Annotated in this window: 22 protein-coding genes; 9 read left to right on the top strand and 13 right to left on the bottom strand. The window is 62.7% G+C overall.

Features of this window, described 5'->3' with window-relative positions; genetic code table 11:
• Positions 1–79: 79 nt before the first annotated feature.
• Complete coding sequence (locus ACGYLQ_RS01145; protein ID WP_394440233.1) at positions 80–646, bottom strand: helix-turn-helix domain-containing protein; 567 nt, start codon at positions 644–646, stop codon at positions 80–82.
• Between the two features lie 115 nt (positions 647–761).
• Between ACGYLQ_RS01145 and ACGYLQ_RS01140 the strand changes: the two genes are divergently transcribed.
• Positions 762–1943, top strand: a complete 1182-nt coding sequence (locus ACGYLQ_RS01140) for an acetyl-CoA C-acyltransferase family protein (protein WP_394439875.1) — start codon at positions 762–764, stop codon at positions 1941–1943.
• A gap of 30 nt (positions 1944–1973) precedes the next feature.
• On the opposite strand, the gene ubiB is transcribed toward ACGYLQ_RS01140, so the two are convergent.
• A complete protein-coding gene (gene ubiB, locus ACGYLQ_RS01135) occupies positions 1974–3506 on the bottom strand; it encodes a 2-polyprenylphenol 6-hydroxylase (RefSeq protein ID WP_394439874.1) in 1533 nt (510 codons plus the stop codon).
• The gene (gene ubiE, locus ACGYLQ_RS01130) at positions 3506–4258 is read right to left on the bottom strand and encodes a bifunctional demethylmenaquinone methyltransferase/2-methoxy-6-polyprenyl-1,4-benzoquinol methylase UbiE (RefSeq protein ID WP_067261168.1); all 753 of its coding nucleotides are present in this window, start codon (positions 4256–4258) and stop codon (positions 3506–3508) included. Before ubiE ends, ubiB begins: the two co-directional genes overlap by 1 nt.
• Before the next feature lie 100 nt (positions 4259–4358).
• Between ubiE and mutM the strand changes: the two genes are divergently transcribed.
• The 8 genes from mutM to gyrB all read left to right on the top strand — a co-directional run bounded on the left by mutM (position 4359) and on the right by gyrB (position 13920).
• Positions 4359–5210, top strand: a complete 852-nt coding sequence (mutM, locus tag ACGYLQ_RS01125; RefSeq protein WP_394439873.1) for a bifunctional DNA-formamidopyrimidine glycosylase/DNA-(apurinic or apyrimidinic site) lyase — start codon at positions 4359–4361, stop codon at positions 5208–5210.
• Positions 5211–5274: 64 nt separating this feature from the next.
• Positions 5275–6051 (top strand): enoyl-CoA hydratase, encoded by a 777-nt coding sequence (locus ACGYLQ_RS01120; RefSeq protein ID WP_394439871.1) that lies wholly within the window; start codon positions 5275–5277, stop codon positions 6049–6051.
• Positions 6052–6224: 173 nt separating this feature from the next.
• Positions 6225–6488 (top strand): 30S ribosomal protein S20, encoded by a 264-nt coding sequence (gene rpsT, locus ACGYLQ_RS01115; RefSeq protein ID WP_067261164.1) that lies wholly within the window; start codon positions 6225–6227, stop codon positions 6486–6488.
• 521 nt (positions 6489–7009) lie between these two features.
• A complete protein-coding gene (gene dnaA, locus ACGYLQ_RS01110) occupies positions 7010–8371 on the top strand; it encodes a chromosomal replication initiator protein DnaA (RefSeq protein ID WP_136720544.1) in 1362 nt (453 codons plus the stop codon).
• A gap of 162 nt (positions 8372–8533) precedes the next feature.
• The gene (gene dnaN / locus ACGYLQ_RS01105; RefSeq protein WP_209216850.1) at positions 8534–9652 is read left to right on the top strand and encodes a DNA polymerase III subunit beta; all 1119 of its coding nucleotides are present in this window, start codon (positions 8534–8536) and stop codon (positions 9650–9652) included.
• 59 nt (positions 9653–9711) lie between these two features.
• Positions 9712–10809 carry a DNA replication/repair protein RecF gene (gene recF / locus ACGYLQ_RS01100; protein WP_394439869.1) on the top strand — a complete coding sequence of 366 codons (1098 nt, stop codon included), beginning with the start codon at positions 9712–9714 and terminating at the stop codon, positions 10807–10809.
• A complete protein-coding gene (locus ACGYLQ_RS01095) occupies positions 10806–11426 on the top strand; it encodes a LysE family translocator (RefSeq protein ID WP_394439866.1) in 621 nt (206 codons plus the stop codon). Before recF ends, ACGYLQ_RS01095 begins: the two co-directional genes overlap by 4 nt.
• 79 nt (positions 11427–11505) lie before the next feature.
• Entirely contained in the window at positions 11506–13920 is a 2415-nt protein-coding gene (gene gyrB, locus ACGYLQ_RS01090; protein WP_067263758.1) for a DNA topoisomerase (ATP-hydrolyzing) subunit B, read from the top strand.
• Between the two features lie 107 nt (positions 13921–14027).
• Here the strand turns inward: gyrB and ACGYLQ_RS01085 are convergent, their stop codons facing one another.
• From ACGYLQ_RS01085 to cysQ, 10 genes are all read right to left on the bottom strand, one after another.
• On the bottom strand, positions 14028–16217 hold the full coding sequence (locus ACGYLQ_RS01085) for an NADP-dependent isocitrate dehydrogenase (protein WP_394439863.1): 2190 nt from the start codon (positions 16215–16217) through the stop codon (positions 14028–14030).
• A 150-nt stretch (positions 16218–16367) separates the two neighbouring features.
• On the bottom strand, positions 16368–16928 hold the full coding sequence (locus ACGYLQ_RS01080; protein ID WP_394439861.1) for a YitT family protein: 561 nt from the start codon (positions 16926–16928) through the stop codon (positions 16368–16370).
• Positions 16929–17108: 180 nt separating this feature from the next.
• Complete coding sequence (locus ACGYLQ_RS01075) at positions 17109–18536, bottom strand: nodulation protein NodH (protein ID WP_394439859.1); 1428 nt, start codon at positions 18534–18536, stop codon at positions 17109–17111.
• Positions 18537–18539: 3 nt separating this feature from the next.
• Positions 18540–20237 (bottom strand): beta-1,6-N-acetylglucosaminyltransferase, encoded by a 1698-nt coding sequence (locus ACGYLQ_RS01070; protein WP_394439857.1) that lies wholly within the window; start codon positions 20235–20237, stop codon positions 18540–18542.
• A complete protein-coding gene (locus ACGYLQ_RS01065) occupies positions 20234–21244 on the bottom strand; it encodes a glycosyltransferase family 2 protein (protein WP_394439855.1) in 1011 nt (336 codons plus the stop codon). The genes ACGYLQ_RS01070 and ACGYLQ_RS01065 overlap by 4 nt, the downstream gene beginning before the upstream one ends.
• Before the next feature lie 44 nt (positions 21245–21288).
• A complete protein-coding gene (locus ACGYLQ_RS01060; protein ID WP_394439852.1) occupies positions 21289–22491 on the bottom strand; it encodes a glycosyltransferase family 4 protein in 1203 nt (400 codons plus the stop codon).
• 17 nt (positions 22492–22508) lie between these two features.
• Complete coding sequence (galU, locus tag ACGYLQ_RS01055; RefSeq protein ID WP_394439851.1) at positions 22509–23402, bottom strand: UTP--glucose-1-phosphate uridylyltransferase GalU; 894 nt, start codon at positions 23400–23402, stop codon at positions 22509–22511.
• Between the two features lie 61 nt (positions 23403–23463).
• Positions 23464–24741, bottom strand: a complete 1278-nt coding sequence (locus ACGYLQ_RS01050) for a glycosyltransferase family 2 protein (RefSeq protein ID WP_394439849.1) — start codon at positions 24739–24741, stop codon at positions 23464–23466.
• On the bottom strand, positions 24738–25538 hold the full coding sequence (locus ACGYLQ_RS01045; protein WP_394439848.1) for a 3-deoxy-manno-octulosonate cytidylyltransferase: 801 nt from the start codon (positions 25536–25538) through the stop codon (positions 24738–24740). Before ACGYLQ_RS01045 ends, ACGYLQ_RS01050 begins: the two co-directional genes overlap by 4 nt.
• Positions 25538–26335 carry a 3'(2'),5'-bisphosphate nucleotidase CysQ gene (gene cysQ / locus ACGYLQ_RS01040; RefSeq protein WP_394439847.1) on the bottom strand — a complete coding sequence of 266 codons (798 nt, stop codon included), beginning with the start codon at positions 26333–26335 and terminating at the stop codon, positions 25538–25540. The genes ACGYLQ_RS01045 and cysQ overlap by 1 nt, the downstream gene beginning before the upstream one ends.
• Positions 26336–26368 lie beyond the last annotated feature (33 nt).

Raw genomic sequence — 26368 nt, 5'->3', positions numbered from 1 at the left:
AGGGAGATTCTACCATAGCGGAGGCGATTCCGAAATAGAGGATTTCCTAAATGGCGGAATTTTTCCGATATTGCGGAAACTAGGCGTCTTGAACCACCAGAAAGGCGCGCACCGGCCCCTCGGTCGCGCGGATCGCATGGGGCACGTCGGCGGCATAGCGCGCAGTGTCGCCGGCCTGCAGCCGCTCGGTCCCGCTGCCGCTGGTGACCTCCACCGCGCCCTCGAAGACACTGAGATGCTCGCGCGCGCCGCGGGTGTGGGGCGCACTGTCGAGCACGCCGCCCTCGCCGATGAGCAATTCATAGACCTCGTGATGCCCGGCCTCCTCGGGCGGGGACAGGATGCGAATGCGGCAACCGTCGCCCAGATTGCTGATCGTCGGCACGGCGGCGCTGCGCAATACCTCGATCTGCGGCTCGCCGGGGGCGGCGTCGAGAAGGCCGGCGAAATCCACCTGAAGCGCGCGGGTGAGATTCCACAGCGTCGCGATGGTGGGGCTCGATTCGCCGCGCTCGATCTGGCTGACCATAGAGCGCGACACGCCCGAGAGCTTCGCCACGGCGTCGAGCGACAACCCCTGCCCCTGCCGCGCCTCTTTCAGGCGGGCGGGCAGCTGTGTCAGGATCTTGTCGGTGTTGTCCGTCATGGCGGATATGTCGCGCGGCGCCCCCTCCCTGTCAAGCTGTCGCATGACGGGACGTTTCTCCTGACTTTGCCGCGCCCGCCCCCCATAGTGGCGCCAACGATTAGAGGAGAGTTTCATGTCAGACGATATCGTCATCCTGAGCGGCGCACGCACCGCCATCGGCACTTTCGGCGGCGCGCTTGCCGCCATCCCGCCCACCAAGCTGGCCAGCACCGTCGCGGCGGCGGCGATGGAACGGGCGGGCGTTGACCCGGCGCAGATCGGCCATGTCGTCTTTGGCACCGTCATCAACACCGAGCCGCGCGACATGTACCTCAGCCGCGTCGCCGCGCGCGACGCGGGCGTGCCTGACGAGGTGCCAGCGATGAATGTGAACCGGCTCTGCGGCTCGGGCGTCCAGGCGCTGGTCTCGGCCACCCAGAGCCTGATGCTGGGCGATGCAGACTTCGCGCTGGCCGGGGGTGCCGAAAGCATGTCGCGCGCGCCCTATGTGCTGCCCGACGCCCGCTGGGGCCAGAAGATGGGCGATGCACGCAGCCTCGACATGCTGCTGGGCACGCTGAACTGCCCCTTCGGCACCGGGCATATGGGCGTGACGGCAGAGAACGTGGCGGATGAACACACGATCACCCGCGAAGAGATGGACGCCTTCGCCCTGCAAAGCCAAGAACGCGCGGCGGCGGCCATCGCGGCAGGGCATTTCAAGGACCAGATCGTGCCAGTCGAGGTCAAGGTGAAGCGCGACATGGTGCCCTTCGACACCGACGAACACCCCAAGGCGACCACGGCAGAGGCGCTGACCGGGCTGCGTCCCGTGTTCCAGAAAGACGGCCGCGTTACGGCGGGCAACGCCAGCGGCATCAACGACGGTGCGGCGGCGCTGGTGCTGGCCCGCGCAGAGGCCGCGAAATCTGCCGGGCTGACGCCTCGCGCCCGCATCCTCGGCTATGCCCACGCCGGCGTGCGCCCCGAGGTTATGGGCATCGGCCCGGTCCCCGCCGTGCGCCGCCTGCTGGAACGCACCGGGCTGAAGGCCGATGACTTCGACGTGATCGAAAGCAACGAGGCTTTCGCGAGCCAAGCACTGGCGGTGAGCAAGGAACTGGGCTTCGACCCGGCAAAGGTGAACCCGAACGGCGGGGCCATCGCGCTTGGTCACCCGGTCGGCGCGACGGGCGCGATCATCACCGTGAAGGCGCTGTATGAATTGGAGCGGATTGGTGGCAACCGCGCGTTGATCACCATGTGCATCGGCGGCGGGCAAGGCATCGCCATGGCAATCGAACGTATCGCCTAAAGGCCGGGGGGGGCCTCGCGGCCCCCTGCCCTAAAGCAGTGCATCAATCAGGGCGATTGTGGTGGCCCCGGCCACGCCAGACATCACCGCAGTCGCCGCGATATAGCGCCAGAAACGGGGGCGGCGCTCGGGCTGCTCTTCGGTCTGACGGTTCAGCGCTTGTTCGACCAGCCCGGGCAGGCGCGGGCCGAAACGGGCCATGACCATCGCCGTGTCGCGCAGATCAGAGACGATGGCCCGGGGACCGAGCGACTTGGTGATATAGTCGGTCACGATGGGGCTGGCGACTTCCCAGATGTTGATATGCGGGTTGAGCGAGCGGGCCACGCCCTCGACCACGACCATGGTGCGTTGCAGCAAGATCAACTCAGTCCGGGTTTCCATGCCGAAACGCTCGGTCACCTCGAACAGATAGGTCAGCAGCCGCGCCATGGAGATGCGGGTGGCGTCCATGCCGAAAATCGGCTCGCCCACCGCACGCAGGGCGCGGGCGAATTCATCGACGTCCTTGTCGGCGGGCACATACCCCGCCTCGAAATGCACCTTGGCGACGCGCTGGTAATCGCGACGGATGAAGCCATAGAGAATCTCGGCATAGACCCGGCGGGTGTAGCTGTCGATATGGCCCATGATGCCAAAGTCATAGGCGATGATATCGCCGTTGGCCGCGACCTTGAGGTTACCTTGGTGCATGTCGGCGTGGAAATAACCGTCGCGCAGGGCGTGCTGAAGAAAGAGTTGCAACACCCGTTCCGACAGCGCCACCCGGTCGTGCCCCGCCGCATCCAGCGCGGCATTGTCGCCCAGCGGCAGGCCATCGGCCCAGCCCAGCGTCATCACGCGGCGGCCCGAGTAATTCCATTTGATCTCGGGCAGTTGAAACCCGGCGTCATCCTTGGTGTTGGCCGCGAACTCTGACGCGGCGGAACTTTCGAGCCGCAGGTCCAACTCCCCCCGCACGACGCCATCGAAATGTTCGATCACCTCCATCGGGCGCAGGCGGCGCGACCCGGGCGAGAAAATCTCGGCCATGCGGGCAGCAAGGTAGAAGGCGTCAATGTCCTTGCGGAAGGCTTTTTCGATGCCGGGGCGCAGGACTTTGACGGCGACCTCTTCGCCGGTCTCGGCCAGCCGCGCGTGATGCACCTGCGCGATGGAGGCTGCGGCGACGGGTTCGCTGAACTCGGAAAAGATCGCGCTGACCGGCTCGCCCAACTCTTGCTCGACCGCGCTGCGGGCCAGCGCCATGTCAAAGGGCGGCAACTTGTCTTGCAGCACGCGCAATTGCACCGCCAGATCGTCGCCCACCACGTCGGGGCGGGTCGACAGCACCTGACCGAATTTGATGTAGGCCGGGCCAAGCGCCGTGAGCGCGCGGGTGGCGGGCGGCATCGTCGGGTCGCCCTTGTAGCCCAGCCATTTGAACGGCAGGCCAAGCGCGCGGGCCACAAAACGCAGCGGCGGGGAGGCATCGAAAGCATCCAGCACCACATTCATCGCCCCCGCGCGTTCCAAGGTCGCGCCCGTGCGGATCAACCGCCAGATGTTGTGCGGACCGCGCATCAGAGCTTCCAACCCGAATGCAGCGCCGCGATCCCCATCGACAGGTTGCGATATTTGGCCTGCCCAAAGCCCGCCGCGCGCACCATCGACAAGAAGGTCTCTTGATCGGGGAAATTACGGATCGATTCGACCAGATATTGATAGCTGTCGCGGTCGCCCGCGATGGCTTGGCCCATGCGCGGGATCACGTTGAAACTGTAGAGGTCATAGGCTTTCTGCATCGCCGGGTTGGGCAGTTGGCTGAACTCCAGCACCATCAGCCGCCCGCCGGGGCGCAGCACGCGGTACGCCTCGTTCAGTGCCTCTTGGGGGCGGGTCACGTTCCGGATGCCGAAGCTGATTGTGTAGACGTCAAAGGTGTTGTCGGGGAACGGCAGCGCCATCGCGTCGCCCACGACCCAATCAAGGCTGCCGGTCAGCCTGTCCGCCTCGGCCCGCTGGCGGCCTTCGACCAGCATCGGCTCGGTCAGGTCGAGCACCGTGGCATGGCCGTGTCCGGCACGTTTGAGGAATTTGAAAGACACATCGCCAGTGCCTCCCGCCACATCGAGCAGTTTCTGCCCGGGGCGCGGGGCGAGCCAGTCCATCATCGCTTCTTTCCAGACGCGGTGGATCCCCATGCTCATCACATCGTTCATGATGTCGTATTTGCTGGCGACGGAGTTGAACACACCCTGCACGCGCCCGGCCTTTTCATGTTCGGGCACGGTCTCGAAACCGAAATGGGTTGTTTTGTCAGCGTCCTGGGTCATCTGCTCTTGCGATCCTCTGGTTCTGTCCCTTGTTATAGGGTGCCGGGGGGCAGGGACAATGCGTGCCTTTTGTCACAGGCAAGCCAGAGGGGAAACCGAGATGCCGGAACTGCCAGAGGTCGAAACCGTCCGCCGGGGGCTGGCCCCCGCGATGGAGGGCCAAGTGATCGCCCGCGCCGAGGTGAACCGCCCCGATCTGCGCTGGCCCTTCCCCGAGCGGATGGCGGAGCGGCTGACCGGGCAGCGCGTCGGGCTGCTGCGGCGGCGGTCGAAATACATCCTCGCCGATCTGGCGAGCGGGGAATCGCTCTTGGTGCATTTGGGCATGTCCGGGCGGATGCTGGTTTCGGGCGACCCTCTGGGGCAATTTCAGCACAACCACCCCGCACCCGAGAAACATGACCATGTCGTGTTGCATATGGGTAACGGTGCGCGGATCACCTTTAACGACCCGCGCCGTTTCGGCGCGATGGATTTGATGCCCACCGCCGGGGCCGAGACGCATAAGCTGCTGGCCTCGCTCGGGCCGGAACCCTTGGGCAACGACTTTCACGAAGCGCATCTGGTCGCCGCGCTGAAAGGCCGCAACACGCCGATCAAATCGGCGCTGCTGGATCAACGGATCGTGGCGGGTTTGGGAAACATCTACGTCTGCGAAGCGCTTTACCGCGCGGGGATTCACCCGGCCCGCAAGGCCGGGCGCATCTCGGCCAGCCGCGCGGCCGGGCTGGTGCCGATCATCCGCCAAGTGCTGGCCGATGCGATCACGGCGGGGGGATCGTCGCTCAAGGATTTTCGGCAGGCGGATGGCGAATTGGGCTATTTCCAACACAGTTTCGACGTCTATGGCCGCGAGGGCCAAGCCTGCCGCAGACCGGGCTGCGACGGGGCAATCGCGCGCATCGTGCAAAGCGGGCGCTCTTCCTTCTATTGTCCGCGTTGCCAAAGATAACTTGAAACATGGGGGTGCCGTGGTATGCACATTCCCCTGAGCGCAACAACAAAGAGCATTCTTGATGGCTTACGAAACGATCATCGTGGACGTGGACAACCATGTGGCCCTGATCACCCTGAACCGCCCGGATGCGCTGAACGCGCTCAACGAGGCGCTGCTGGGTGAACTCGCCAAGGCGCTGAAAAGCGCGCAGGAAAACGACAAGGTCCGCTGCATCGTCATCACCGGCTCGGAGAAGGCATTCGCCGCCGGGGCCGATATCGCGATGATGCGCGAGAAAAGCTTTGTCGACGTCTTCATGGGGGATCTTTTCACGCCCGAGACCGATCAGATTCTGCGCGTGCGCAAGCCGATCATCGCCGCTGTGTCGGGCTATGCCCTCGGCGGGGGCTGCGAGTTGGCGATGATGTGCGACTTCATCATCTGTTCGGAAAGCGCCAAGTTCGGCCAGCCCGAGATCAACCTCGGTGTCGTGGCGGGCATCGGCGGCACCCAGCGTCTGACCCGTCTGGTAGGCAAGTCCAAAGCGATGGATATGAACCTCACGGGCCGCTTCATGGATGCCGAAGAAGCCGAACGCTCGGGCCTCGTGTCGCGCGTGGTGCCGGTGAAAAAGCTGATGGAAGAGGCGATGGGCGCCGCAGCCAAGATCGCCGAGAAATCCATGATCTCGGCCACCGTGGTCAAGGAATGCGTGAACCGCGCCTATGAGGTGCCGCTGAGCGAGGGGCTGCTGTTCGAACGCCGCATGTTCCATTCGCTGTTCAACACCGAAGACCAGAAAGAAGGCATGTCCGCCTTCCTCGAAAAGCGCGAAGCGCAATTCCGCGACAAATAAGCGTCGCCCCCGGCGCGGCTTGCATTGCCGCGCCCGCTGCCTTATAGGCGGCACCAATACATGCGCGTGCAGCCCGCTCTGGCTAGAATCACCTACCCTAAGGGGGTCCGGATTTCCGGTCGGGTTGGCGTCACGCATTGCTACGCAACATATGAACCCGAAGGCTGATACTCATGGCAAACACCCGTCAATCCGCAAAGCGCGCCCGTCAAAACGAAAAGCGTTTTGCGATCAACAAAGCACGCCGTTCGCGCATCCGCACCTACCTGCGCAAGGTCGAAGAGGCGATCACCTCTGGTGATAAAGAAGCCGCCACCGCCGCTCTGAAAGCCGCCCAGCCCGAGCTGATGCGCGGCGTCACCAAAGGCGTTTTCCACAAGAATACCGCGTCGCGCAAAATGTCGCGCCTGTCCGCGCGGGTCAAAGCACTGGGGTAATTTGGCTTCATCGCCAAGCCCTTAGAAACACAAGAGGCGCCGCATTGCGGCGCCTTTTTTCGTGCGGGTGCAGCGAAAAAAACACGCCAGAGATTCTTTTCCGGCAATCTCTGAGTCAAGATGGAAGATATGTTGAAGCGAACCGGAAACACTTGCTACCAAAGGTCCAGCGATTCATTTCGCTTGGGGGGACAGGCCCTGAACACGGCGTCAGCCAACTGGCAGAATGCCAAATTCAGGGGGGTGCAAGTGACCGTTCACAGACGGTCCCGCGCACCATCGTGAATGCTGCTGCCAGCACGTTTACCCTGTCGATGAGAACACGAACGGTTCGTTCAGCGCCTCTTGCGCCGGTTTACGGCACAGCAGGCTCATGGGCAGGCCATTCTTTGAAAGTCCGAAGGACACAGGTCGGTCATCCGCGTGGGACCGGGTGGATGACCTGTTGCCGGGTGAAACAATATTAAGGGCCGGGATCCACTCGGCCTCTGTGCGAAGAGCAAAGCGGGACGTAAGGCACGATGACATTAGATCACTGGGGCGAGATCAAAGAGCGGCTTCTAAAGACCGTGGGGCAGAACAACTACACCACCTGGATTGAACCGCTTGTGCCCGGCGCCGTCGAAGACGGAATCGTGACACTCAAAGTGCCGACGAATTTCTTCGGCAACTACGTCAGCCAGAACTTCTCGGACCTGATTCTGCATGAGATCAACGCGACCGGCACCGATGCCACGCGTCTGAACTTTGCCCTGAATCAGCAGCCTACTCCTGCCGCCGAAAAGCCCGCCCCGGCTGCGCGTCAGACTTCGGCTGCCGCGAAACCTGCCGCCAATTCGCAGCTCAGCACCGCCCCGCTCGACCCGCGCTTCAGCTTTGACAATTTCGTCGTCGGCAAGCCCAACGAACTGGCCCATGCCGCCGCCCGCCGTGTCGCCGAAGGCGGCCCCGTCACCTTCAACCCGCTGTTCCTTTATGGTGGCGTCGGCCTTGGTAAGACCCACCTGATGCACGCGATTGCCCGCGAATTGCATGAGCGCAAGCCCGAGATGAACGTGCTCTACCTCTCGGCTGAACAGTTCATGTACCGTTTCGTGCAGGCCCTGCGCGACCGTAAGATGATGGATTTCAAGGAAATCTTCCGCTCCGTCGACGTGCTGATGGTTGATGACGTGCAGTTCATCGCGGGCAAGGATTCCACGCAGGAAGAGTTCTTTCACACGTTCAACGCGCTGGTGGACCAGCACAAGCAAATCATCATCTCCGCCGACCGCGCCCCGGGTGAGATCAAAGACCTCGAAGACCGCGTGAAATCGCGCCTGCAATGCGGCTTGATCGTGGACCTGCACCCCACGGACTACGAGTTGCGCCTCGGCATTCTGCAAAGCAAGGTCGACGTGCAGCGCAAGACCTACCCCGACCTCGAAGTGGCCGACGGCGTGTTGGAATTCCTCGCGCATCGCATCACCTCCAACGTCCGTGTGCTCGAAGGTGCGCTGACCCGTCTCTTCGCCTTCGCCTCGCTGGTGGGCCGCGAGATCGACATGGGGCTGACGCAGGATTGTCTGGCCGACGTGCTGCGCGCCTCGGAGCGCAAGATTTCGGTCGAGGAAATTCAGCGCAAGGTTTCCGACCACTATAACATCCGCCTGAGCGACATGATCGGCCCCAAGCGTCTGCGCAGCTACGCGCGCCCGCGGCAGGTGGCGATGTATCTGTGCAAGCAGATGACCAGCCGCTCCCTGCCCGAGATCGGCCGCCGCTTCGGTGGGCGCGACCATACCACCGTCATGCACGGGGTGCGCCGGATCGAAGAACTCAAGGTCTCGGACGGGCAGATCGCCGAAGATCTGGAACTGCTGCGCCGGGCGCTCGAATCCTAATCATAGCGGCCTGAGGGTTGTCCTCAGGACACGGTCAAACAGCGATCGGGGGCGCAGCTTGCGCCCCTCTTGCATTCACTTCAACAAAGCCACAAAAGTTCTTGTGTAAGCGTGGGAACCGGGTAGTTTGCCTCTCCCGGCAGTCGGTATGGGAGAAGGCATATGAAATTCAGCATCGAACGCGCGGCACTGCTCAAAGCCGTTTCGCAAGCCCAATCCGTGGTCGAGCGCCGCAATACCATTCCGATCCTCGCCAACGTGCTGATCGAGGCCGAGGGCAGCGATGTCTCCTTCCGCGCCACCGATCTGGATATCGAGGTGGTCGACAAGGTCGCAGCCCAAGTCGAACGCGCAGGTGCCACCACCGTCTCGGCCACGCTGCTGCATGAAATCGTGCGCAAGCTGCCCGACGGCGCGCTGATCAGCCTCACCGCCGATACCGCCGCAGGCCGCCTGACGGTCGAAGCGGGCCGCTCCAACTTCTCATTGGCCACGCTGCCGCGGGAGGATTTCCCGGTCATGGCGTCGTCCGAGTACGCCTCGAACTTCTCGGCTCCGGCCCCGGTGCTGCGCCGCCTGTTCGACAAGTCCAAATTCGCCATCTCCACCGAAGAGACGCGCTATTACCTCAACGGTGTCTACCTGCATGTGGCGGATGCCGAGGGCGGCAAGGCCCTGCGCTGCGTGGCGACCGACGGTCACCGTCTGGCCCGGATCGACGCCGAGATGCCCGAGGGCGCGTCTGAGATGCCCGGCGTGATCGTGCCCCGCAAGACCGTGGGCGAGCTGCGCAAACTGCTTGACGATGATGAGATGGAAATCGCGGTATCCGTGTCCGAGACCAAGATCCGTTTCGCCACTCCGGCCATCACCCTGACCTCCAAGGTCATCGACGGCACCTTCCCCGACTACACCCGCGTGATCCCGCAGGGGAACACCCGCAAGATGGAAGTCGACGCTGCCGATTTTGCCCGCGCGGTGGACCGGGTGGCGACCGTCTCTTCCGAGCGCTCCCGCGCCGTGAAACTGCAACTCGACGAAGACCGTCTGGTGCTCTCGGTCAACGCGCCGGACAGCGGTGCGGCCGAAGAAGAGCTTGCCGTGGCCTACGGCGACGAGCGGCTCGAGATCGGCTTCAACGCGAAATACCTGCTGGAGATCGCAAGTCAGGTGGACCGCGAAAACGCCGTTTTCCTGTTCAACTCCTCGGGCGATCCGACCCTGATGCGCGAGGGCACCGACACCTCGGCGGTCTATGTCGTCATGCCGATGCGCGTGTGACGCTGGCGGAAATTTTCACAATTTCCGCGCCGTTTTCTTTCCAAGAAAACGGGGTCTGAATGGCGCAGCTGTATCTTTCCAACCTTGGCCTGTCGCATTTCCGCTCGCACAAACGCGCGGTGATCGAGGTCGACGCGCGCCCCGTGGCGCTCTACGGCCCCAACGGCGCTGGCAAGACCAATGTGATCGAGGCGATCTCGCTCCTGTCGCCCGGACGCGGGCTGCGCCGCAGCAGCGCGCAAGACATGACCCGCCGTCCCGAGGCTCTGGGATGGAAAATCACCGGGGTCTTGCATGGGCCAAGCGTGCTGCACGAGGTCGAGATCTGGTCCGAAGGCGGAGCCGCCCGGCAGACTAAGATCGACGGCAAGGCTGCGGCCCAGACAGCGCTTGGCCGCATTGCCCGCGTGCTCTGGCTCATCCCCGCGATGGACCGGCTCTGGATCGAGGGCGCCGAGGGGCGGCGGCGGTTTCTCGATCGGGTGACGCTCTCGATGCTGCCCGACCATGCCGAATTGTCGCTGAGCTACGAGAAAGCCATGCGCGAGCGCAACCGCCTGCTAAAGGACATGGTGCGCGAGCCTGCGTGGTACGCCGCCCTCGAAGACCGCATGGCCGAGACCGGGGCGCAGATCCACGCCAACCGGCAACAGGCCCTCACGGCACTCGCGAGCGCGCAGGAGGAGGCGCAGACCGCCTTCCCCATCGCCACGCTGATGCTGCAAAACGACATGCCCGACAGTGCCGAGGGGCTGCGCCGGGCGCTGTCGGACAACCGGATGCGCGATGTCGCCGCCGGCCGCACGCTGATCGGCCCGCACCGCGCCGATCTGGAGGGCACCTATGCCGCCAAGGGCATCGCCGCGCGGGATTGCTCGACCGGGGAACAGAAGGCGCTGCTGGTCTCGCTCATCCTCGCCAATGCCCGCGCCATCGCCGCCGATTTCGGCGCGCCGCCAATCCTGCTGCTGGACGAAGTGGCCGCGCATCTCGACGCGGGCCGCCGTGCGGCGCTTTACGACGAGATCACGGCACTTGGCGCGCAGGCTTGGATGACCGGCACGGGGCCGGAGCTTTTCGACAGCCTCGGGGACCGCGCGCAATACGTGGAAGTGACCGAGGATGACGGCCTGTCGCAGGTGGTGCGGCAACCATGACCCTATTGCCCACCGACCTGCTGCTCTACTGCGGCGCTCTGCTGATCCTGTTTCTCACCCCCGGCCCGGTCTGGCTGGCGATGATGGCCCGGGCGCTTTCGGGCGGGTTTCAGGCGGCGTGGCCGCTGGCGCTTGGCGTGGCGATCGGTGACATGCTCTGGCCGCTGGTGGCGATCTTGGGGATCACTTGGATCGTCTCGGCCTTCGACACGCTTATGGAGGTGCTGCGCTGGACCGCTGCACTGGTGTTCATCGCCATGGGGCTGGGCCTGATCCGGCAGGCGGGTGCGAAGATCGACACCGACAGCCGCCTCACCCGCCCCGGCATGTGGCCCGGTTTCATCGCCGGGCTCATCGCGATCCTCGGCAATCCCAAGGCGGTGCTCTTCTACATGGGCGTGCTGCCCGGCTTCTCCGATCTGCGCGCGGTCACCGCCCCCGACATCGGGCTGATCCTCGCCGCTTCGGTCATCGTGCCGCTCATCGGCAACCTCGTGATCGCGCTGTTGGTGGGCCATCTGCGCGGCTTTCTGACCGCCCCGCGCACCCTGCGACGGATCAATCTGATCTCCGGCGCGATGCTGGTTTTCGTGGGCCTGATCATCCCCTTCGCCTGACACAAAATCTTGTGTCATTCGCGTGACAATGCCGGTCGAAAACACTATAAATCGGGCAAACGATAAGGGTTTTTTCGGCATGTCCGACACTGATCTGACACCACAGGAATACGGTGCCGATTCCATCAAGGTTCTCAAAGGGTTGGAGGCCGTTCGCAAACGCCCCGGCATGTATATCGGGGACACCGATGACGGCTCGGGCCTGCACCACATGGTCTATGAGGTCGTGGACAACGGCATCGACGAGGCGCTGGCCGGACACGCCGACGCGGTGACGGTCACGATCCACGCGGATTCCAGCGTATCTGTGAGCGACAACGGCCGTGGCATCCCGGTGGGCATCCACGAGGAAGAGGGCGTCTCGGCGGCCGAGGTCATCATGACCCAGCTACACGCGGGCGGGAAGTTCGACAGCAACTCCTACAAGGTCTCGGGCGGTCTGCACGGGGTCGGCGTCTCGGTCGTGAACGCGCTCTCGGACTGGCTGGAACTGCGCATTTGGCGCGAGGGCAAGGAACATATCGCGCGGTTTGAGGGCGGTTTCACCACCAAACACCTCGAAGTCGTGGGCGAGACCGACCGCACTGGCACCGAGGTGCGCTTCATGGCCTCGACCGAGACCTTCTCGAACATCGACTACAGCTTCGAGACGCTGGAAAAGCGCCTGCGCGAACTGGCCTTCCTGAACTCCGGCGTGCGCATCATCCTGAAGGACGAACGCCCCGTCGAGCCACTGCAGACCGAGCTTTACTACGAAGGCGGCGTGAAGGAATTCGTCAAATACCTCGACCGGCACAAACACGCGGTCATGGACGAGCCGATCTTCATCACCGGGGAGCGGGACGACATCGGCATCGAGGTCGCTATGTGGTGGAACGACAGCTACCACGAGACGGTGCTGCCCTTCACCAACAACATCCCGCAGCGCGACGGCGGCACCCATATGGCGGGCTTCCGCGGCGCGCTGACCCGCACCATCAACGCCTATGCCCAGACCAGCGGCATCGCCAAGAAAGAAAAGATCAGCTTCACCGGCGACGACGCCCGCGAGGGTCTGACCTGCGTGCTGTCAGTGAAAGTGCCCGATCCGAAGTTCTCGTCGCAGACCAAGGACAAGCTGGTCTCCTCCGAAGTGCGCCCGGCGGTCGAGGGGCTGATGAACGAGCGTCTCGCCGAATGGTTCGAAGAGAACCCCAACGAGGCCAAGCAGATCGTCGGCAAAATCGTGGAGGCCGCACAGGCCCGCGAGGCGGCCCGCAAGGCGCGCGAGTTGACCCGGCGCAAGACGGCGATGGACGTCAACTTCCTCGCCGGGAAGCTCAAGGATTGCTCGGAGAAAGACCCGGCCAAGACCGAAGTCTTCCTCGTCGAGGGGGACAGCGCGGGCGGCTCGGCCCAGACCGGGCGCGACCGACAGACGCAGGCGATCCTGCCGCTGAAGGGTAAAATCCTCAACGTGGAACGCGCGCGTTTCGACCGGATGCTGGGCAGCCAGGAGATCGGCAACCTCGTCATGGCGCTCGGCACCGGGATCGGGCGCGACGAGTTCAACATCGACAAGCTGCGCTACCACAAGATCGTCATCATGACCGACGCCGACGTTGACGGCGCGCATATCCGGACGCTTTTGCTGACCTTCTTCTACCGCCAGATGCCCGAACTTATCGAGAACGGCCATCTCTACATCGCGCAGCCGCCGCTCTACAAAGTCTCGCGCGGAAAGTCCGAGGTCTACCTCAAGGATGAGGCCGCGATGGAGGACTACCTGATCCAGCAGGGTGTCGACGGCGCCATGCTGCGCCAAGGCAACGGTGAGGAAATCACCGGCCAAGACCTCACCCGCGTGGTCGACATGGCGCGCCAGCTAAAACGCGTGCTGGAGGCTTTCCCGACCCACTACCCCCGCCACATCCTCGAACAGGCCGCCATCGCCGGGGCCTTTGTCGAGGGCGCGGTGGACAGCGACCTGCAGGGCGTGGCCGACAAGGTCGCCGACCGTCTGAACCTGATCGCGCTGGAATACGAGCGCGGCTGGCAGGGGCGCATCACCCAAGACCACGGCATCCGCCTCGCCCGCATTCTGCGCGGCGTTGAGGAAGTGCGCACCCTCGACGGTCGCATGCTGCGCTCAGGCGAGGCGAAGAAATCCGGCAGCTTCACGCAGCACCTGCAGGAGGTCTACGACCAACCCGCCAAGCTGATCCGCAAGGACCGCAGCCAGATGATCTATGGCCCCATGGACCTGCTCAACGCGATCCTTGCCGAGGGCGAGAAAGGCCTGTCGCTGCAACGCTACAAAGGTCTGGGCGAGATGAACCCTGACCAGCTGTGGGAAACCACCCTCGACCCGGACGCGCGCACGCTGCTACAGGTCCGCGTGGAGGATATGGCCGAGGCCGACGATCTCTTCACCAAGCTGATGGGTGACGTGGTGGAGCCGCGCCGCGAGTTCATCCAGCAGAACGCGCTGAGCGTGGAGAATTTGGATTTTTGAGGGGGTGTAGGCGGGCGTATAGCCTCTGCCCCGCTGCCAGGTCTTAAAACGATAATCCGCCGCGCCGCCTAAACAGCGACGCGGCGGATTTTTTTGTATCAGGCGAGTTACCCGATGATGCCGTTCAGCGTCTCGGAGGGGCGCATCACGCGGGCGGTTTTCTCCGCATCGGTGTGGTAGTAGCCGCCCAGATCGACAGCCGTGCCTTGGGCCGCTGCAAGCTCGGACAGGATGTCGGCTTCCTTGGCGGCCAGTTCCTTGGCGATGGGCGCGAACTCTGCGGCGAGGTCCGCGTCATCGCTCTGCGCGGCGACGGCTTCGGCCCAGTAGCGCGCGAACCAATAGTGGCTGTCGCGGTTGTCGGGCTCACCCACCTTGCGCGAAGGGGAACGACCGTGGTCGAGGATGCCCTGCGTCGCGGTTTCCACGGCATCGCCCAACACGCGCGCCTTCTCGTTGCCGCGGGCATCGGCGAGGAACTTCAGGCTCTCGCCAAGGGCGCAGAATTCGCCAAGGCTGTCCCACCGCAGGTGGTTTTGCTCCATCAACTGCTGAACGTGTTTGGGGGCAGAGCCGCCCGCGCCGGTCTCGAACAAGCCGCCACCGTTCATAAGCTTCACGATGGACAGCATCTTGGCCGAGGTCGCCAGCTCCAAGATCGGGAAGAGGTCGGTCAGGTAGTCGCGCAGCACGTTGCCTGTGATCGCGATGGTGTTCTCGCCCTTGGTGATGGTCTCAAGCGAGGCGCGGGTCGCTTCGCGGGGGGCCATGATCTCGAACTTGTCGGCAACGCCCTGTGCCTCAAGGATGGGCTTGACGTAGGAGATCAGCTCGGCGTCATGGGCGCGGTTTGCGTCCAGCCAGAAGATCGCGCGGCAGCCCTCAGCCTTCTGGCGCGAGATGGCAAGGTTCACCCAATCCTCGATCGGCGCCTTGCGCGCGGAGGAAGAGCGCCAGATGTCACCGGCGTCGACCTTATGCTGGTGCAGCACGGTGCCGTCGTCGAGGATCATCTTGACGGTGCCCGCTTCGGCCAGCTCAAATGTGGTCGGGTGGGAGCCGTATTCCTCGGCCTTCTGCGCCATCAGGCCGATGTTCTGCACCGTGCCGGCGGTGGCCGGGTCGAGCTTGCCGTTCTCTTTGAAGAAGTTGATCGCCTCGTCATAGACCGGCGCATAGGAGCTATCGGGAATCACGCAGTTGGCGTCATGCTCTTTGCCGTCCGGGCCCCAGCCCTTGCCGCCAGCGCGGATGAGCGCGGGCATGGAAGCGTCGATGATCACGTCGGAAGAGACATGCAGGTTGGTGATGCCCTTGTCGGAATCGACCATATACATCGGCGGACGCTCTTCCATGCATGCGTCGATGTCGGCCATGATCTCGCTCTCGCCCTTCACGCGCTCCAGCAGATCGCCGAGACCGGAGTTGGGGTTCACGCCCAGTTCTTTGAGCTTTGTGCCATGTTTTTCAAATACCGGCGCAAGGTAGGTTTTGACCGCGTGACCAAAGAGGATCGGGTCGGAGACCTTCATCATCGTGGCCTTGAGGTGCAGCGAGAAAAGAATGCCGTCTTCTTTGGTCTTCTCGATCTGGGTGTTGAGGAAGTCCTTCAGCGCGGTCGCGCTCATGAAGGTCGCGTCGACCACGGTGCCGGCGGGATACTCAAGCCCCTCTTTCAGCACCTTTTCCCCGTCCGCGGTTTCCAGCACGATCTTGGCGCCAGTCGCGGCGTCGAGCGTGGCCGAAACTTCGTTAGAGAAGAAATCATTGCCCGTCATGGACGAGACATGCGTCTTGCTGTCGGCGGTCCACTCCCCCATGCGGTGCGGATTGGACTGGGCAAAACTCTTGACGGCCTTGGCCGCGCGGCGGTCGGAGTTGCCTTCGCGCAGGACCGGGTTCACGGCGGAGCCTTTGATGCCGTCATATTTGGCGCGCACGGCTTTTTCTTCGTCTGTGCTTGGCTCTTCGGGGTAGTCGGGCAGCGCGTAGCCTTGGGCCTGAAGCTCTTTGATCGCGGCGACCAGCTGCGGCACGGAGGCAGAGATGTTCGGCAGTTTGATAACATTCGCCTCGGGCGTCTTCACCAGACGGCCCAATTCCGCCAGATCGTCGGACTGACGCTGTTCTTCGCTCAGATGCTCAGGGAAGGTCGCGAGGATACGGCCCGCGAGGCTGATGTCTTTCGTGCCGACGCTCACACCGGCGGCTTCGGCGAACTTTTTGATGATCGGCAACAGCGAGGCAGAGGCCAGCTCCGGCGCTTCGTCAACTTTGGTGTAGATGATATCGGACATGATTGCTCCAAATTGCTGCATTTGCTGCCCTGATAGCGGAAGAGGCGGCGAAGGTCGACGGTATACCGCAGTATGCGGTGGCGTCGTTTCAGGAAAAAGCGGATTTCAGCCTTTTGGACGGGTCACCTAGCGCTGCCTGCGCGCTGCCGCCTAGCGGGCCACGCTGCGCAGTTGCAGAATCTGCATCCCAATCGCCATGGCCGGGCCGATCCCCACCGCGAAAAGCAGCGTGCCGAGACCCAGGGTGCCGCCCAAGGCCCAGCCGATGGCAACGACGGACAATTCGATGCTCATGCGGACCAGCGCGATGGGTTTGCCGGTGACCCGTTGCAGCCCCGTCATCAACCCGTCCCGTGGTCCGGGGCCAAGGTTTGCCACAAGATAGATCGCACCGCCAAAGCCGGTCACAAAGACGCCGGTCAGCGCCAGCATGGCATTCGCCAGATAGCTGTCGAAGTGGGGCAGGATCGGCAGCGCATATTCCAGCACCAGCGCCACGATCACCGCGTTCAGAATGGTGCCAATACCGGGCGTCTGCATCAGCGGGATCCAAAGCAAAAGAACCACGGCGCTGATCAGGAAGGTCGCAAAGCCGAGGCTCCACCCCGTGATGCGGGTCACCCCTTCGGCGAAGACGGTCCATGGGCTGACGCCGACGCCCGCGGTGACCAAAAGCGCCTCGCCCAAGCCAAACATGACCAATCCCAGCACCAGAAACACCATTGAGGCCAATGGCGGCCTGAGCGTGAAGGCTTTGGGGGAACTCCACCGCAGCCGGGGAACAGAGGTGACAGACAGGAAACTCACGGCGCGACCTTTGGCGGGATGCTCAAGATGCCCTGTTGTTCCAGTTTACGTCAGAACCGGCAAGGTCAATCTAGCCTGTGCCCCTCACCGCCAGCGGGAAAAGCCGAAGGTCATATAATCCTTCTGATAGGCCTCTGCCGTCAGCGCCTCAATCTCATCGTCATAGATATCGCCGAGCGTGAAGGGCCCGAGCTCCACCATCTGGGGCACGGCGGGAACGGTGGCATGGCCTTGACCCGCAGCCAAGGCGGGGAGTTCGCTGGCCAACTCCTCTTCGCGGAGGATGCGGTCGGGCAAGCAGAACGCCCCGAACCCCGCAATGGCTTGGGCCTGAGAACACCATGCAGCATCCACCCGGATCGAGGTTTGCCCGGCCAGATTGCCTTTGAGAAACTTCAGGAAAGCGACAAAGGCGGCGCGATGCGCCTCGCGGTCATATTCGGCGTCGGGGCCATCCTTGGGCAGCGGCACCTTGTAGCGCCGCATCAGCGTGTGGCGCAGCTGGCGGTAACTGCCCTCCCCCGTGGTCAGAATATGGCGGCAAAAGGCATCATGCGCGCGCAGGGCGGGATGGCGCAGCACAGTAAAGCCGCGATGCCCGCGCATTTTGCGTTTCCAATGCCGCAGCTCTTTTTGCGACATCTTATCGCGCAGTGCCTCACGCGGGACGCCATCGAGGGCGGCGAGCCAGTCCAGCACCTGATCCTGCGGGCCGGATTTGATCGGCAGATAGATCATGCCGCTGGTCGCCGCCGCCACATAAGAGGGCACATTCGGCCCGCGCCGTGGCTCGAAATTGGGGGTGCGGGTCAGATCGAAACGATCGAGCCGCGCCAGCGCCTCAAGCATCTCGTCATAGTTGCTGACCTTGGCCGAGATCGGGCTGGGGTTCTGTTTCTTGAGGTTCTTGTCCAGCCCCTCCAACTGCTCATCCACGCCGAGATAGCGCGCAAGCCCGTTCATCACCTCAACGCTTTGCAGGTCTTCGTAAGCCACGTAAAATGCCGTCTGGCCGGAGGTTTGCAAACGGTTCAGCAGCGTGATCTGGAACTGCTGGAGGGCATCCAAATGGGCGCTGAACTCATCTGCATCAAAGACGGCCTGCGCCACCTTCTGCGCCTTCATATCGGTCAGTTTCCACTGCCCGGTGGCCTGCGCGATCTTCCAACTGACATAGCTGTCGACCGGGTTGCGCGTGAGCACGATCTTGGCGCAGCGCTGATCCTCGACGATCTCATCGAAGACCCGCGGATCGTGGTCGTGGAAATAGCGGAAACCGCCCAAAGCATCCTGCTGCCCCCGGATCGCCGCCAGCAGCTTTCTGGGGTTTTCGTCCCGCGTGGCCTGATCAACGCCAAGGATCGGCTCGCTCTTGGGATAGCCCATGAAGAAAGGGTTAAACGACTCCCCATGACAGGCGATCCCGGCAAAGGCGTTCAGGTTCGCCTCTAGGAAGTTGGACCCGGTCCGCATCTCGGCGAAGACCACGAAACTGTCGAATTTGTCGCGCATGGGTTATTTCACCAGATAGGGTTTGGGGGAAGGTTTGGCATCGGCGCTGCCCCCTTGGGCGACCGAAAAATCGCCGACCAGATAGGGGTGCATGCCTTGGTTCTTGAGGTTCTGGAGGAACTGGCCAAAGCCGTTCAGATCAACCATGCGCGGCGCCTCTGACAGGCGGCGCAGACGGGGGCGGCCAATTTCGTCAAGGATATCTTGCAAAGGCTCCATCGGCGCTTCGATGAAATCGGCCATGGTCCAGACCCGCACACGCGCCTTGGTATAGGGCGAATTCAGTACATCCAAATGCGTGCTTTCTGCCTTTTGCAACTTGGCGGCCAGACGGCGGATATCTGCGAAATCAAGGTTCGAGCGGAACAGCGGCACCGCCCAAGCGCCGGTGATCACCGAAATATGCGCATTCGGGTCCTTGGCCACACGCCAGTTGATGTCTTGATTGTCCATTGGGCCGAACTGAAAGCACTGACGCTCGCCCCGGGTGTTCCAGATCAGATTGGTCAGGAACGCACTGGCATTATGATCGCGCAGCACCGGGTTGTCCGACAAGGCACCGTTCAGCGCGGTTTCCCCGCCCGCGAAATGCACCCGGTCGGGGGCAAAGAGATGCCCATGCACGCGCGCCCCGCTGGCCCGGCTGAGCCAATGTTCGAAATCCTCGAAAATCTCGGTAAAGCCCTGAAACATCGAATAGGGCGCGGCGGTGACGCCATTCTCCCAGTCCTCGTTGGGAAAACGGCTTTGCATATAAAGCCCCGCACGGCCCCGGGTGCGCCGCTCCACCGCCTTGGCAAAGATGCGGTCGATCTTGCCGGGGTTCGGCTCGGTCTTTTTCATCGCACCGGCAGGGTCGGTCAGAAAGGCATCATAAAGCCTGTCCGCATGGGGCCAAATCTTGCGTGCCACGAAACAATCCGAGCGGCGCAAAAGCTGGAGGTGATCGTCGTAGAAGATATGCGGCTTGCCCTGAAAATCGAACTTAGAAAGGGTCAGCGACCGGCTTTCGATCTTGCTGGAATAGAGCCGTGCAAGGGTCTGGAAATAGCTTTCGTCCGGGATCCAAACATGGCGAAAGAACTTGTCGTAGGTGGGCCGGTCGGGGTCTTGCAGGATTGCCGACAGGGTGCGCCGGGTCAGGCACCACCATTGCGAGCCCATATGCGGCACGATCCCGCGCGGCATCCGACGTTTCAACCGCAGTAGGCGCTGCACCTCGACCGCGCGGTCGAACAGATAGCGATTGCGCCGCCATGAAAAGAGGAAGCGCAGGGTAAACCGCTCTGCATCCAGCCCGCCCACGGTCCAAGGCACATCCGCCGTGGTGGCGCTTTCGATAAAATCGGTCTGGGGACGGTCCTCAAGATAGTCGATCAACTCCTGCACCGGGCGCAGCGGCAAGCAAGAGCCGGAGGCCAGATAGACATGGCGCACCTTGGGAAAGCGCGAGAGCATCATCTCCGCCGCCCCCTGAGAGGCGGCAACGATCCCCCAAGTGCCCCATTCGCAGCGTTTGCGCGGGCTAAAGCAGACATCCTTGAGATCCGACAGCGCCGCCACAAAGGCATCATGCGCCCGCCGGGGCACCGCCTTGTCGATATGGATCACCACCGGACAGCCCGCTGCCGCCCAATGCCGCGCAACCTGCTCGGCCCGGTCAAAAGCGTTGTGCACCAACATGACGATCCCGACGCTCATGCCCAGTTCCCCTTGGACATGAGGCCGAGGATCTCAAGCTGCCGCCAATTGATGTAGCGTTCCGACCATTTGCACCAAAGCTGCGGGTCGTCTTTCAGCTGTTCAGCATAGGCTTTGTATTCGACAGAAGCCGCGTAATGCTCGCTACGCTGCAACTCCTCCGCCGCCTTGACCCCGAAGGTGTCGAGGAATTTGGCGTGCAAGAGGACGCCCGAGGCTTTCTCTCCGCCCCATTCGTCATAGACCTGATTAAGCCCGCGCGGCAGCAGCATATGGGTCGAGCTGACATATGCATAGCGCCGATCCCATTTGACCAGCGGCACCTTGTTCAGCGCGGGCGCTTTGGCAGGCGCGTCAGGAAAGAACACCCGCGCCCGTGGACCGCCCTGTATCCAGAGATTCCCAAACCGCCGATTGCGCGAAATGGTGTAATTGCCACTGTCGAACCATGCGGCGATCTCAATCGGATTTTGCCCCGCCTGATAGGGCTCCTCGTCAAGCCGCCCCTTGGGATACATATCCAGCAGCATCGCCGAAAAGCTCTTGATCGAAGAGGCATCGAGCCAATCGGTCAGCGCCCGCAGGGGGCGCGTGTCACAAAAGGGGTAGACCAAAAACTCATCCGGATCGACCGTCAGCGCCCAATGGCCGTGGGCGTATTTCATCTGCAACCAGTTCAGCCAATCCACCCCAAAGCGCGCGCGTTTGTAGCTGGCCTTGGCGCTCCAGACCGAGACATCGGGTTGCTTGGCCAGATAGTCGAGCGCGCCATCGTCGCTGTCATTATCGACAAAGAAGAAATGCGCGACGCCCATCTCGCGGTAGTATTTCAGGAAATAGGGCAGCCGGATCGCTTCGTTGCGCTGCGTGCAGAACAGCAGAATATCGTCGGCTTTGATCTGCGCGGTCCGGTTCGCCACAGAGGTCAACTCGCGCCGCTTGCGGAAGGCGCGGATGCGCCAGCGCTTGCGTTGCAGCCGCAACCGATATGACTGAATTAAGCCCAAACCGCCCCTTACCTATCGCGTCTGACCGCCCCTCTACCGCGCTATCACGTCGACTTTAACACGGTCTTGAAGTGTTCGGCCCATGTTGGCGCGATAAAAGTCGTCGCTGGGCGCGGGTCTGGCACAGATGCGGCCCATTCTTCGATTGTTCTGATCCATGAATAGGGTTCGCTCAGGGGAGCGTAAACGGCTTTGTCACCCAAGACCTCATGCAAGACCGGCAAATCGTTGCATAAAACACGCGTTCCAAGGCTCAGCGCCTCTGCCGGGGGCAGGCCAAACCCCTCTGCATGGCTGGGAAAGAGCATCCCCGCCGCCCCCTGCACCAAGGCCGCCAATCCTTTGTCATCAAGGTTCGCCAGCTCTTGCACGGGGCCGTTTTTAGGCAGACGGTCGAGCCGGTCGAAAACCGCGCTGTTGTTCCACCCCCGCGCCCCGCAGATCAGCAAGAGCGGCGCATCAGGCCCCATCTTTTGCCATAGGTCCAGCAAAAACCCGTGGTTCTTGCGCGGCTCGATCGTGCCGACAACGACGAAATAGGGACGCTCTGGCGGAAGCCCCACAGGCAGCTCGCCAGCATCGGGCGCGGGCAGATCGACGCCGAGATGCGCGACGACGGCAAGCGGAATCCGCCCGCGCATCTGCGCCTCGCTGCGCTGGCGCGTGTCTTGCGAGTTGTAAATCACCAGATCGGCCTGCGCGCTCACCCGGTCGATCCTGGCCCGAAACGGCGCAACGGAGCCGGGGCGTTGGTAGGCGGGATATTCCAATGGGATCACGTCATGGATGAGAACAGCACTCCGCCCCCGCGCCTGTTTCACGGCGCCCAAAACCCGATCCGTCAGATTGCTGTGCCCGACATTCAGATAGGCAAAACCCGGCGGCAGATGCCGGGAGAGCGTCGCGGGCAACCCGGCCGGAACGCAGCGCGCGACTGCCAAACGCCGCAAGTCGCTCTCTGCCCGGCTGAGCGCCACAGTACGCCCCCGCGGCAGGCGCGAAAGCAGATCCGCCCGCCCCCAAGGAACGCGGCTCGCAACCCGATCCTGAAAGCCCCGCATCCCATCGCGGTCCAGCAGGACATACCCCAAAGCAGTGCGCGCCACTCCAAAAAGCGGCGCGTCCTCTGTCAAAAGATGTGAGAGATAGGCCAGTTCGACCCGATCCACCCCCGTCGCGCCCCGCCCAACCCGACGCAAGCTGCGCGTCAGGTCCAACAGCCGCGCGGGGGGAGATTGCTTCTGCAAAGGCCCGCTTCTCGCCCCTACTGCGCCGCGCAGTCGACTTGCGAGATGCTTTGCAGATAGGCCGAAAGTTCGTCGCGCAATTCTTCACGGGCAAGGCCGAATGCCACGGTCGCTTGCAAAAAGCCCGCTTTAGAGCCGCAATCGAACCGCTGACCGCGGAAACGGAAGCCATAGACATCGCGGTCTTGCTCGATCTCTTGCGCGATCGCATCGGTCAATTGAATTTCACCGCCCGAGCCGGATTTCAGCTTGTTCAGGTTCTTTAAAACAGTCGGCGCCAGAATATAGCGCCCGATCACCGCGAGGTTCGATGGTGCTTCGTCGACGGCAGGCTTTTCCACCATGCCACTGACCTTCACACGATCACCGCGCTCTTCGCTGGTATCGAGAATGCCGTAAGAGGACGTGCGGGAAGGCTCCACCTCCATCGCGGCGACCATGCTGCCGCCGGTTTCCTCATAGGCCTCGACCATCTGTTGAAGACAAGGTTTTTCCGCCGCGATCACGTCATCTGGCAGCATAACGGCAAAGGGCTCATTGCCGATCAAACGGCGCGCGCACCAGACCGCATGGCCCAAGCCCAGCGCCTTGTGCTGGCGAATATAGGCGATTGCGCCACTGTCCATATTGGTGCTTTGCAGCGTCTCCAAAAGCTCGGTCTTGCCCTTTTTACGCAACTCCTGCTCAAGCTGCGGCGCATGATCAAAGTAATCCTCCAGCGCGCCTTTGCCGCGCGAGGTCACGAAGATGAACTCTTTGATCCCGGCGGCGCGCGCCTCATCGATTGCATATTGAACCAAAGGCCGGTCGACGAGGGTCATAATCTCTTTCGGCACCGATTTGGTGGCGGGCAGAAAGCGTGTCCCCATGCCTGCAACGGGGAAAATCGCTTTTGTAACCTTCTTGCGCATTTTAATCCTTACAACTTATTCGAAATATACAGATCGCCACGGTCAATTTACCTGCGTCTTTCTACCGGCGATGATCATCGCCTAAACCGCGCTGTCTGGCAACTCGATTAACTTCCCTCTGCAGCCTGTCGAGGCGCCGAGTTAAGCGGAAAACCGCGTCATCCCGTGTGGACTTTCCGTATATTCCACCTGTTTGCAGCCAAATAGCGTGGACCGGATCAAAGGCAACGCGATGATAAAGCGCCGTCGGCGAAAGATTGATCAGGGTCACGATCTCACCCGATAATGCCCGTTTTGCAGCCTTTGCCCGGTCTCGCGCCAGATTAATAGGCCGGGTGAACATGGCCACGCTGCGCCGGGCACGGGCCGGAAAAGGGCGGAAAGCGCTGTCGGCCTTCTCAGGCAGGGTGACGCTGGCGATGGGGCGTTCCACCCCTTCGGCGTGCCCCTCGTCCAACCTGCGCAGCAGCCTTGGCACATCGCGCGGCTCCAACCCGCCGCTTATCAGATGGCGCAGCAGACGGCGGCGCTCTTGGGCGCGCAGATGCGCCCAATGGGCGGCACGGTCCTGCGCAGGCAGATGTTTGCGATGAAACACGGCCCAGCTCGCCCCGATATCGAAAAGATCGCGCGGCACGCGGTTGGCGCTTCGCATGGCGTTGGCGGCGAAACCGTGGTGGACCTCGGCCAGTGGCACGATTGCTGTGGCATGGCCCGCCCGCGCCAGCCGCATGTTCAGATCGGTCTCATCAAGATAGTAGTGAAAGGCCGGGTCAAAGCCGCCCATTTCCACCAAGACATCGCGCCGAAAGGCCATATTAGTGCCTTCGGTCTTGATTGCCCCCCCGGGCAGAGGGTGCAAGATGCTAGGGGTTTCAGGGTCGACATCGAGCGTTTCCGGCTCTCCGACACCATTCAACCGGCGCGCACGATATTGAAACGAGATACCGTTTCGCCCCCGGACGAAGCCGGTCATCGCCGCGACCTCGGGCCGTTGCGCAGGCTCCAGCAGGTGGCGCAGCCATTGCGGCTCGGGCACCGCGTCATCGTCGATAAAGGCCACGACCTCCCCCGCAGCCTCGGCAATCCCAAGGTTGCGCGCGGCAGAGATATTCGACCTGTCGAAAGGGACCAGCTTCAACGCCCCGGCGAAATGCATGGCGCGGGCCACGGCGATCCCGGCGGGATCGGCCACGATGATGACTTCGAAAGGGGTATATTGAAGCTGTTCCACCCCCGTCAGGCAGCGCCGCAATGCTTCGGGCCGATTCCGGCTGACGATCACGATGCTGACAGGCACGCCGCTTTCAAGCGTGGCACTGACCGGGGTGGCGGTCATTCCAGACCCATTTTCGCCATCATGGCTTCGAGCTTTGGCACGTCTTCGGGGTTGTTCAATTCCCAAAACTCGCGCCCCTTGGCCTCGACCTCCGCACAGAGCACGGCGCGGCCATTTTCAAGGAAACGCAACTGCTCCAACCCTTCCAACTGCTCCAAGGGGCCGACAGGCCAGCTTGGGTATTGCGCCAGCGCATCGGGGCGGTAGGCATAGACGCCGACATGGTGGAAGACCGGGGTCATATCCGTCTCTGCATAGGGCTTTCCGGTATAGGGAACGACCTCTTTCGAGAAGTAGAGCGCTTGATTATCGGCGCCGAAAACCGCTGTGGTGCCGCCCACGCGGCCCGCTTTGCGGTCGGCCAGAAGACTGTTCAACGTGGCCCCGTCGCAGCGCAGAACCGGGGTGGCGATCTCGGCCTCGGGGTTGTCTTTCAACCCCTGTACTAGCCCTTCGACGAACCAATGCGGCGTCAGCGGGGCGTCACCTTGCAGGTTGACCACGATGTCATAGCCCCCACCCAATGCGGCATGGGCCTCAGCACAGCGCTCGGTGCCGTTGGCGCAGCTCTCCGAGGTCATCACGACCTCGGCACCGAAACCTTCGGCGGCCTCCCGAATGCGGTCATCGTCGGTGGCCACCACCACGCGGTCGACGCCCGACACAGCGCTGGCGGCCCGCCAACTGCGTTCGATCAGGGTCTGTTTCTGGCCCGACGCCCCGGTGAGCGCCACCAGCGGCTTGCCGGGGTAGCGGGTGGAGGCATAGCGGGCGGGGATGACGATCAGGACAGACATCAGCCCGCCTTCAACTCAACGCCCGGTGCGTGGGCGATGAAGAAAGGGTTCGCGAAATCCTCCTTGCCGTAGGTCAGGGGCGAGAGGTCATCGAAGCGCACCACCGCGCCGCCTGCCCCGTTCAGCACCGCATGGCCCGCGGCAGTGTCCCACTCCATCGTGCGGCCCAAACGCGGGTAGAGATCGGCCTCTCCGGTCGCGACGAGACAAAATTTCAGCGACGACCCCGCCGAGGTCATGTCGCGCGCAGCGTATTTGCCGATATAATCATCGGTCGCCTGATCGCGGTGAGATTTGGAGGCGACGACCATCAGGGCCGCATTGTCGGGGTTAGAGACCGAAATCGCTTTGGTTTCGCCCACCTGCCCTTTGTCGAATGCGCCGGACTCTTCGACCGACTGGCCGTCGGCTTGGGTAAAGAACATCCGGGCTTTGGCAGGGGCATAGACCACGCCGCGCGTCGGCACGCCGCCTTCGACCAGCGCGATGTTCACCGTGAAATCCCCGCGGCGATGGACGAACTCCTTGGTGCCATCCAGCGGATCGACGATGAGAAAGGTATCGCCCTTGGCGGAATGGGTCGCAGCCTGCTCTTCGGTCACCAACATGACATCGGGGAAAGCGGCGCGGAGTCCGTCGGAAATGATCGCATCGGCAGCTTCGTCGGCGGCGGTGACGGGGCTGTCGTCGGATTTCGATTTCACCTCGAAATCGTCCTGACCGTAGATCTCCATGATCTTGTCCCCGGCTTCCAATGCCAGCCGCCGCATTTCCGCGACCAGTTTCTCGTAATCCATTTTGCCTCCGGCCCTGCGGGCTGTCGTTGCTTC

The sequence above is a fragment of the Sulfitobacter sp. 1A12779 genome, assembly GCF_043557315.1.
Lineage (GTDB): Bacteria > Pseudomonadota > Alphaproteobacteria > Rhodobacterales > Rhodobacteraceae > Sulfitobacter > Sulfitobacter faviae.
Note: the sequence above shows the minus strand (reverse complement) of the source record. Positions and strands in the feature narration are given on the sequence as shown.

Bases quoted from the DNA above. Each gene is read 5' to 3' on its own strand.
- dnaA (WP_136720544.1), top strand. From the start codon at position 7,010: ATGACATTAGATCACTGGGGCGAGATCAAAGAGCGGCTTCTAAAGACC.
- mutM (WP_394439873.1), top strand. From the start codon at position 4,359: ATGCCGGAACTGCCAGAGGTCGAAACCGTCCGCCGGGGGCTGGCCCCC.
- dnaN (WP_209216850.1), top strand. From the start codon at position 8,534: ATGAAATTCAGCATCGAACGCGCGGCACTGCTCAAAGCCGTTTCGCAA.
- ACGYLQ_RS01095 (WP_394439866.1), top strand. From the start codon at position 10,806: ATGACCCTATTGCCCACCGACCTGCTGCTCTACTGCGGCGCTCTGCTG.
- ubiB (WP_394439874.1), bottom strand. From the start codon at position 3,506: ATGCGCGGTCCGCACAACATCTGGCGGTTGATCCGCACGGGCGCGACC.
- galU (WP_394439851.1), bottom strand. From the start codon at position 23,402: ATGCGCAAGAAGGTTACAAAAGCGATTTTCCCCGTTGCAGGCATGGGG.
- ACGYLQ_RS01045 (WP_394439848.1), bottom strand. From the start codon at position 25,538: ATGTCTGTCCTGATCGTCATCCCCGCCCGCTATGCCTCCACCCGCTAC.
- ACGYLQ_RS01120 (WP_394439871.1), top strand. From the start codon at position 5,275: ATGGCTTACGAAACGATCATCGTGGACGTGGACAACCATGTGGCCCTG.
- rpsT (WP_067261164.1), top strand. From the start codon at position 6,225: ATGGCAAACACCCGTCAATCCGCAAAGCGCGCCCGTCAAAACGAAAAG.
- ACGYLQ_RS01145 (WP_394440233.1), bottom strand. From the start codon at position 646: ATGACGGACAACACCGACAAGATCCTGACACAGCTGCCCGCCCGCCTG.
- gyrB (WP_067263758.1), top strand. From the start codon at position 11,506: ATGTCCGACACTGATCTGACACCACAGGAATACGGTGCCGATTCCATC.
- ACGYLQ_RS01075 (WP_394439859.1), bottom strand. From the start codon at position 18,536: ATGCGCGACAAATTCGACAGTTTCGTGGTCTTCGCCGAGATGCGGACC.
- ACGYLQ_RS01070 (WP_394439857.1), bottom strand. From the start codon at position 20,237: ATGAGCGTCGGGATCGTCATGTTGGTGCACAACGCTTTTGACCGGGCC.
- ACGYLQ_RS01140 (WP_394439875.1), top strand. From the start codon at position 762: ATGTCAGACGATATCGTCATCCTGAGCGGCGCACGCACCGCCATCGGC.
- ubiE (WP_067261168.1), bottom strand. From the start codon at position 4,258: ATGACCCAGGACGCTGACAAAACAACCCATTTCGGTTTCGAGACCGTG.
- ACGYLQ_RS01085 (WP_394439863.1), bottom strand. From the start codon at position 16,217: ATGTCCGATATCATCTACACCAAAGTTGACGAAGCGCCGGAGCTGGCC.
- ACGYLQ_RS01050 (WP_394439849.1), bottom strand. From the start codon at position 24,741: ATGACCGCCACCCCGGTCAGTGCCACGCTTGAAAGCGGCGTGCCTGTC.
- recF (WP_394439869.1), top strand. From the start codon at position 9,712: ATGGCGCAGCTGTATCTTTCCAACCTTGGCCTGTCGCATTTCCGCTCG.
- cysQ (WP_394439847.1), bottom strand. From the start codon at position 26,335: ATGGATTACGAGAAACTGGTCGCGGAAATGCGGCGGCTGGCATTGGAA.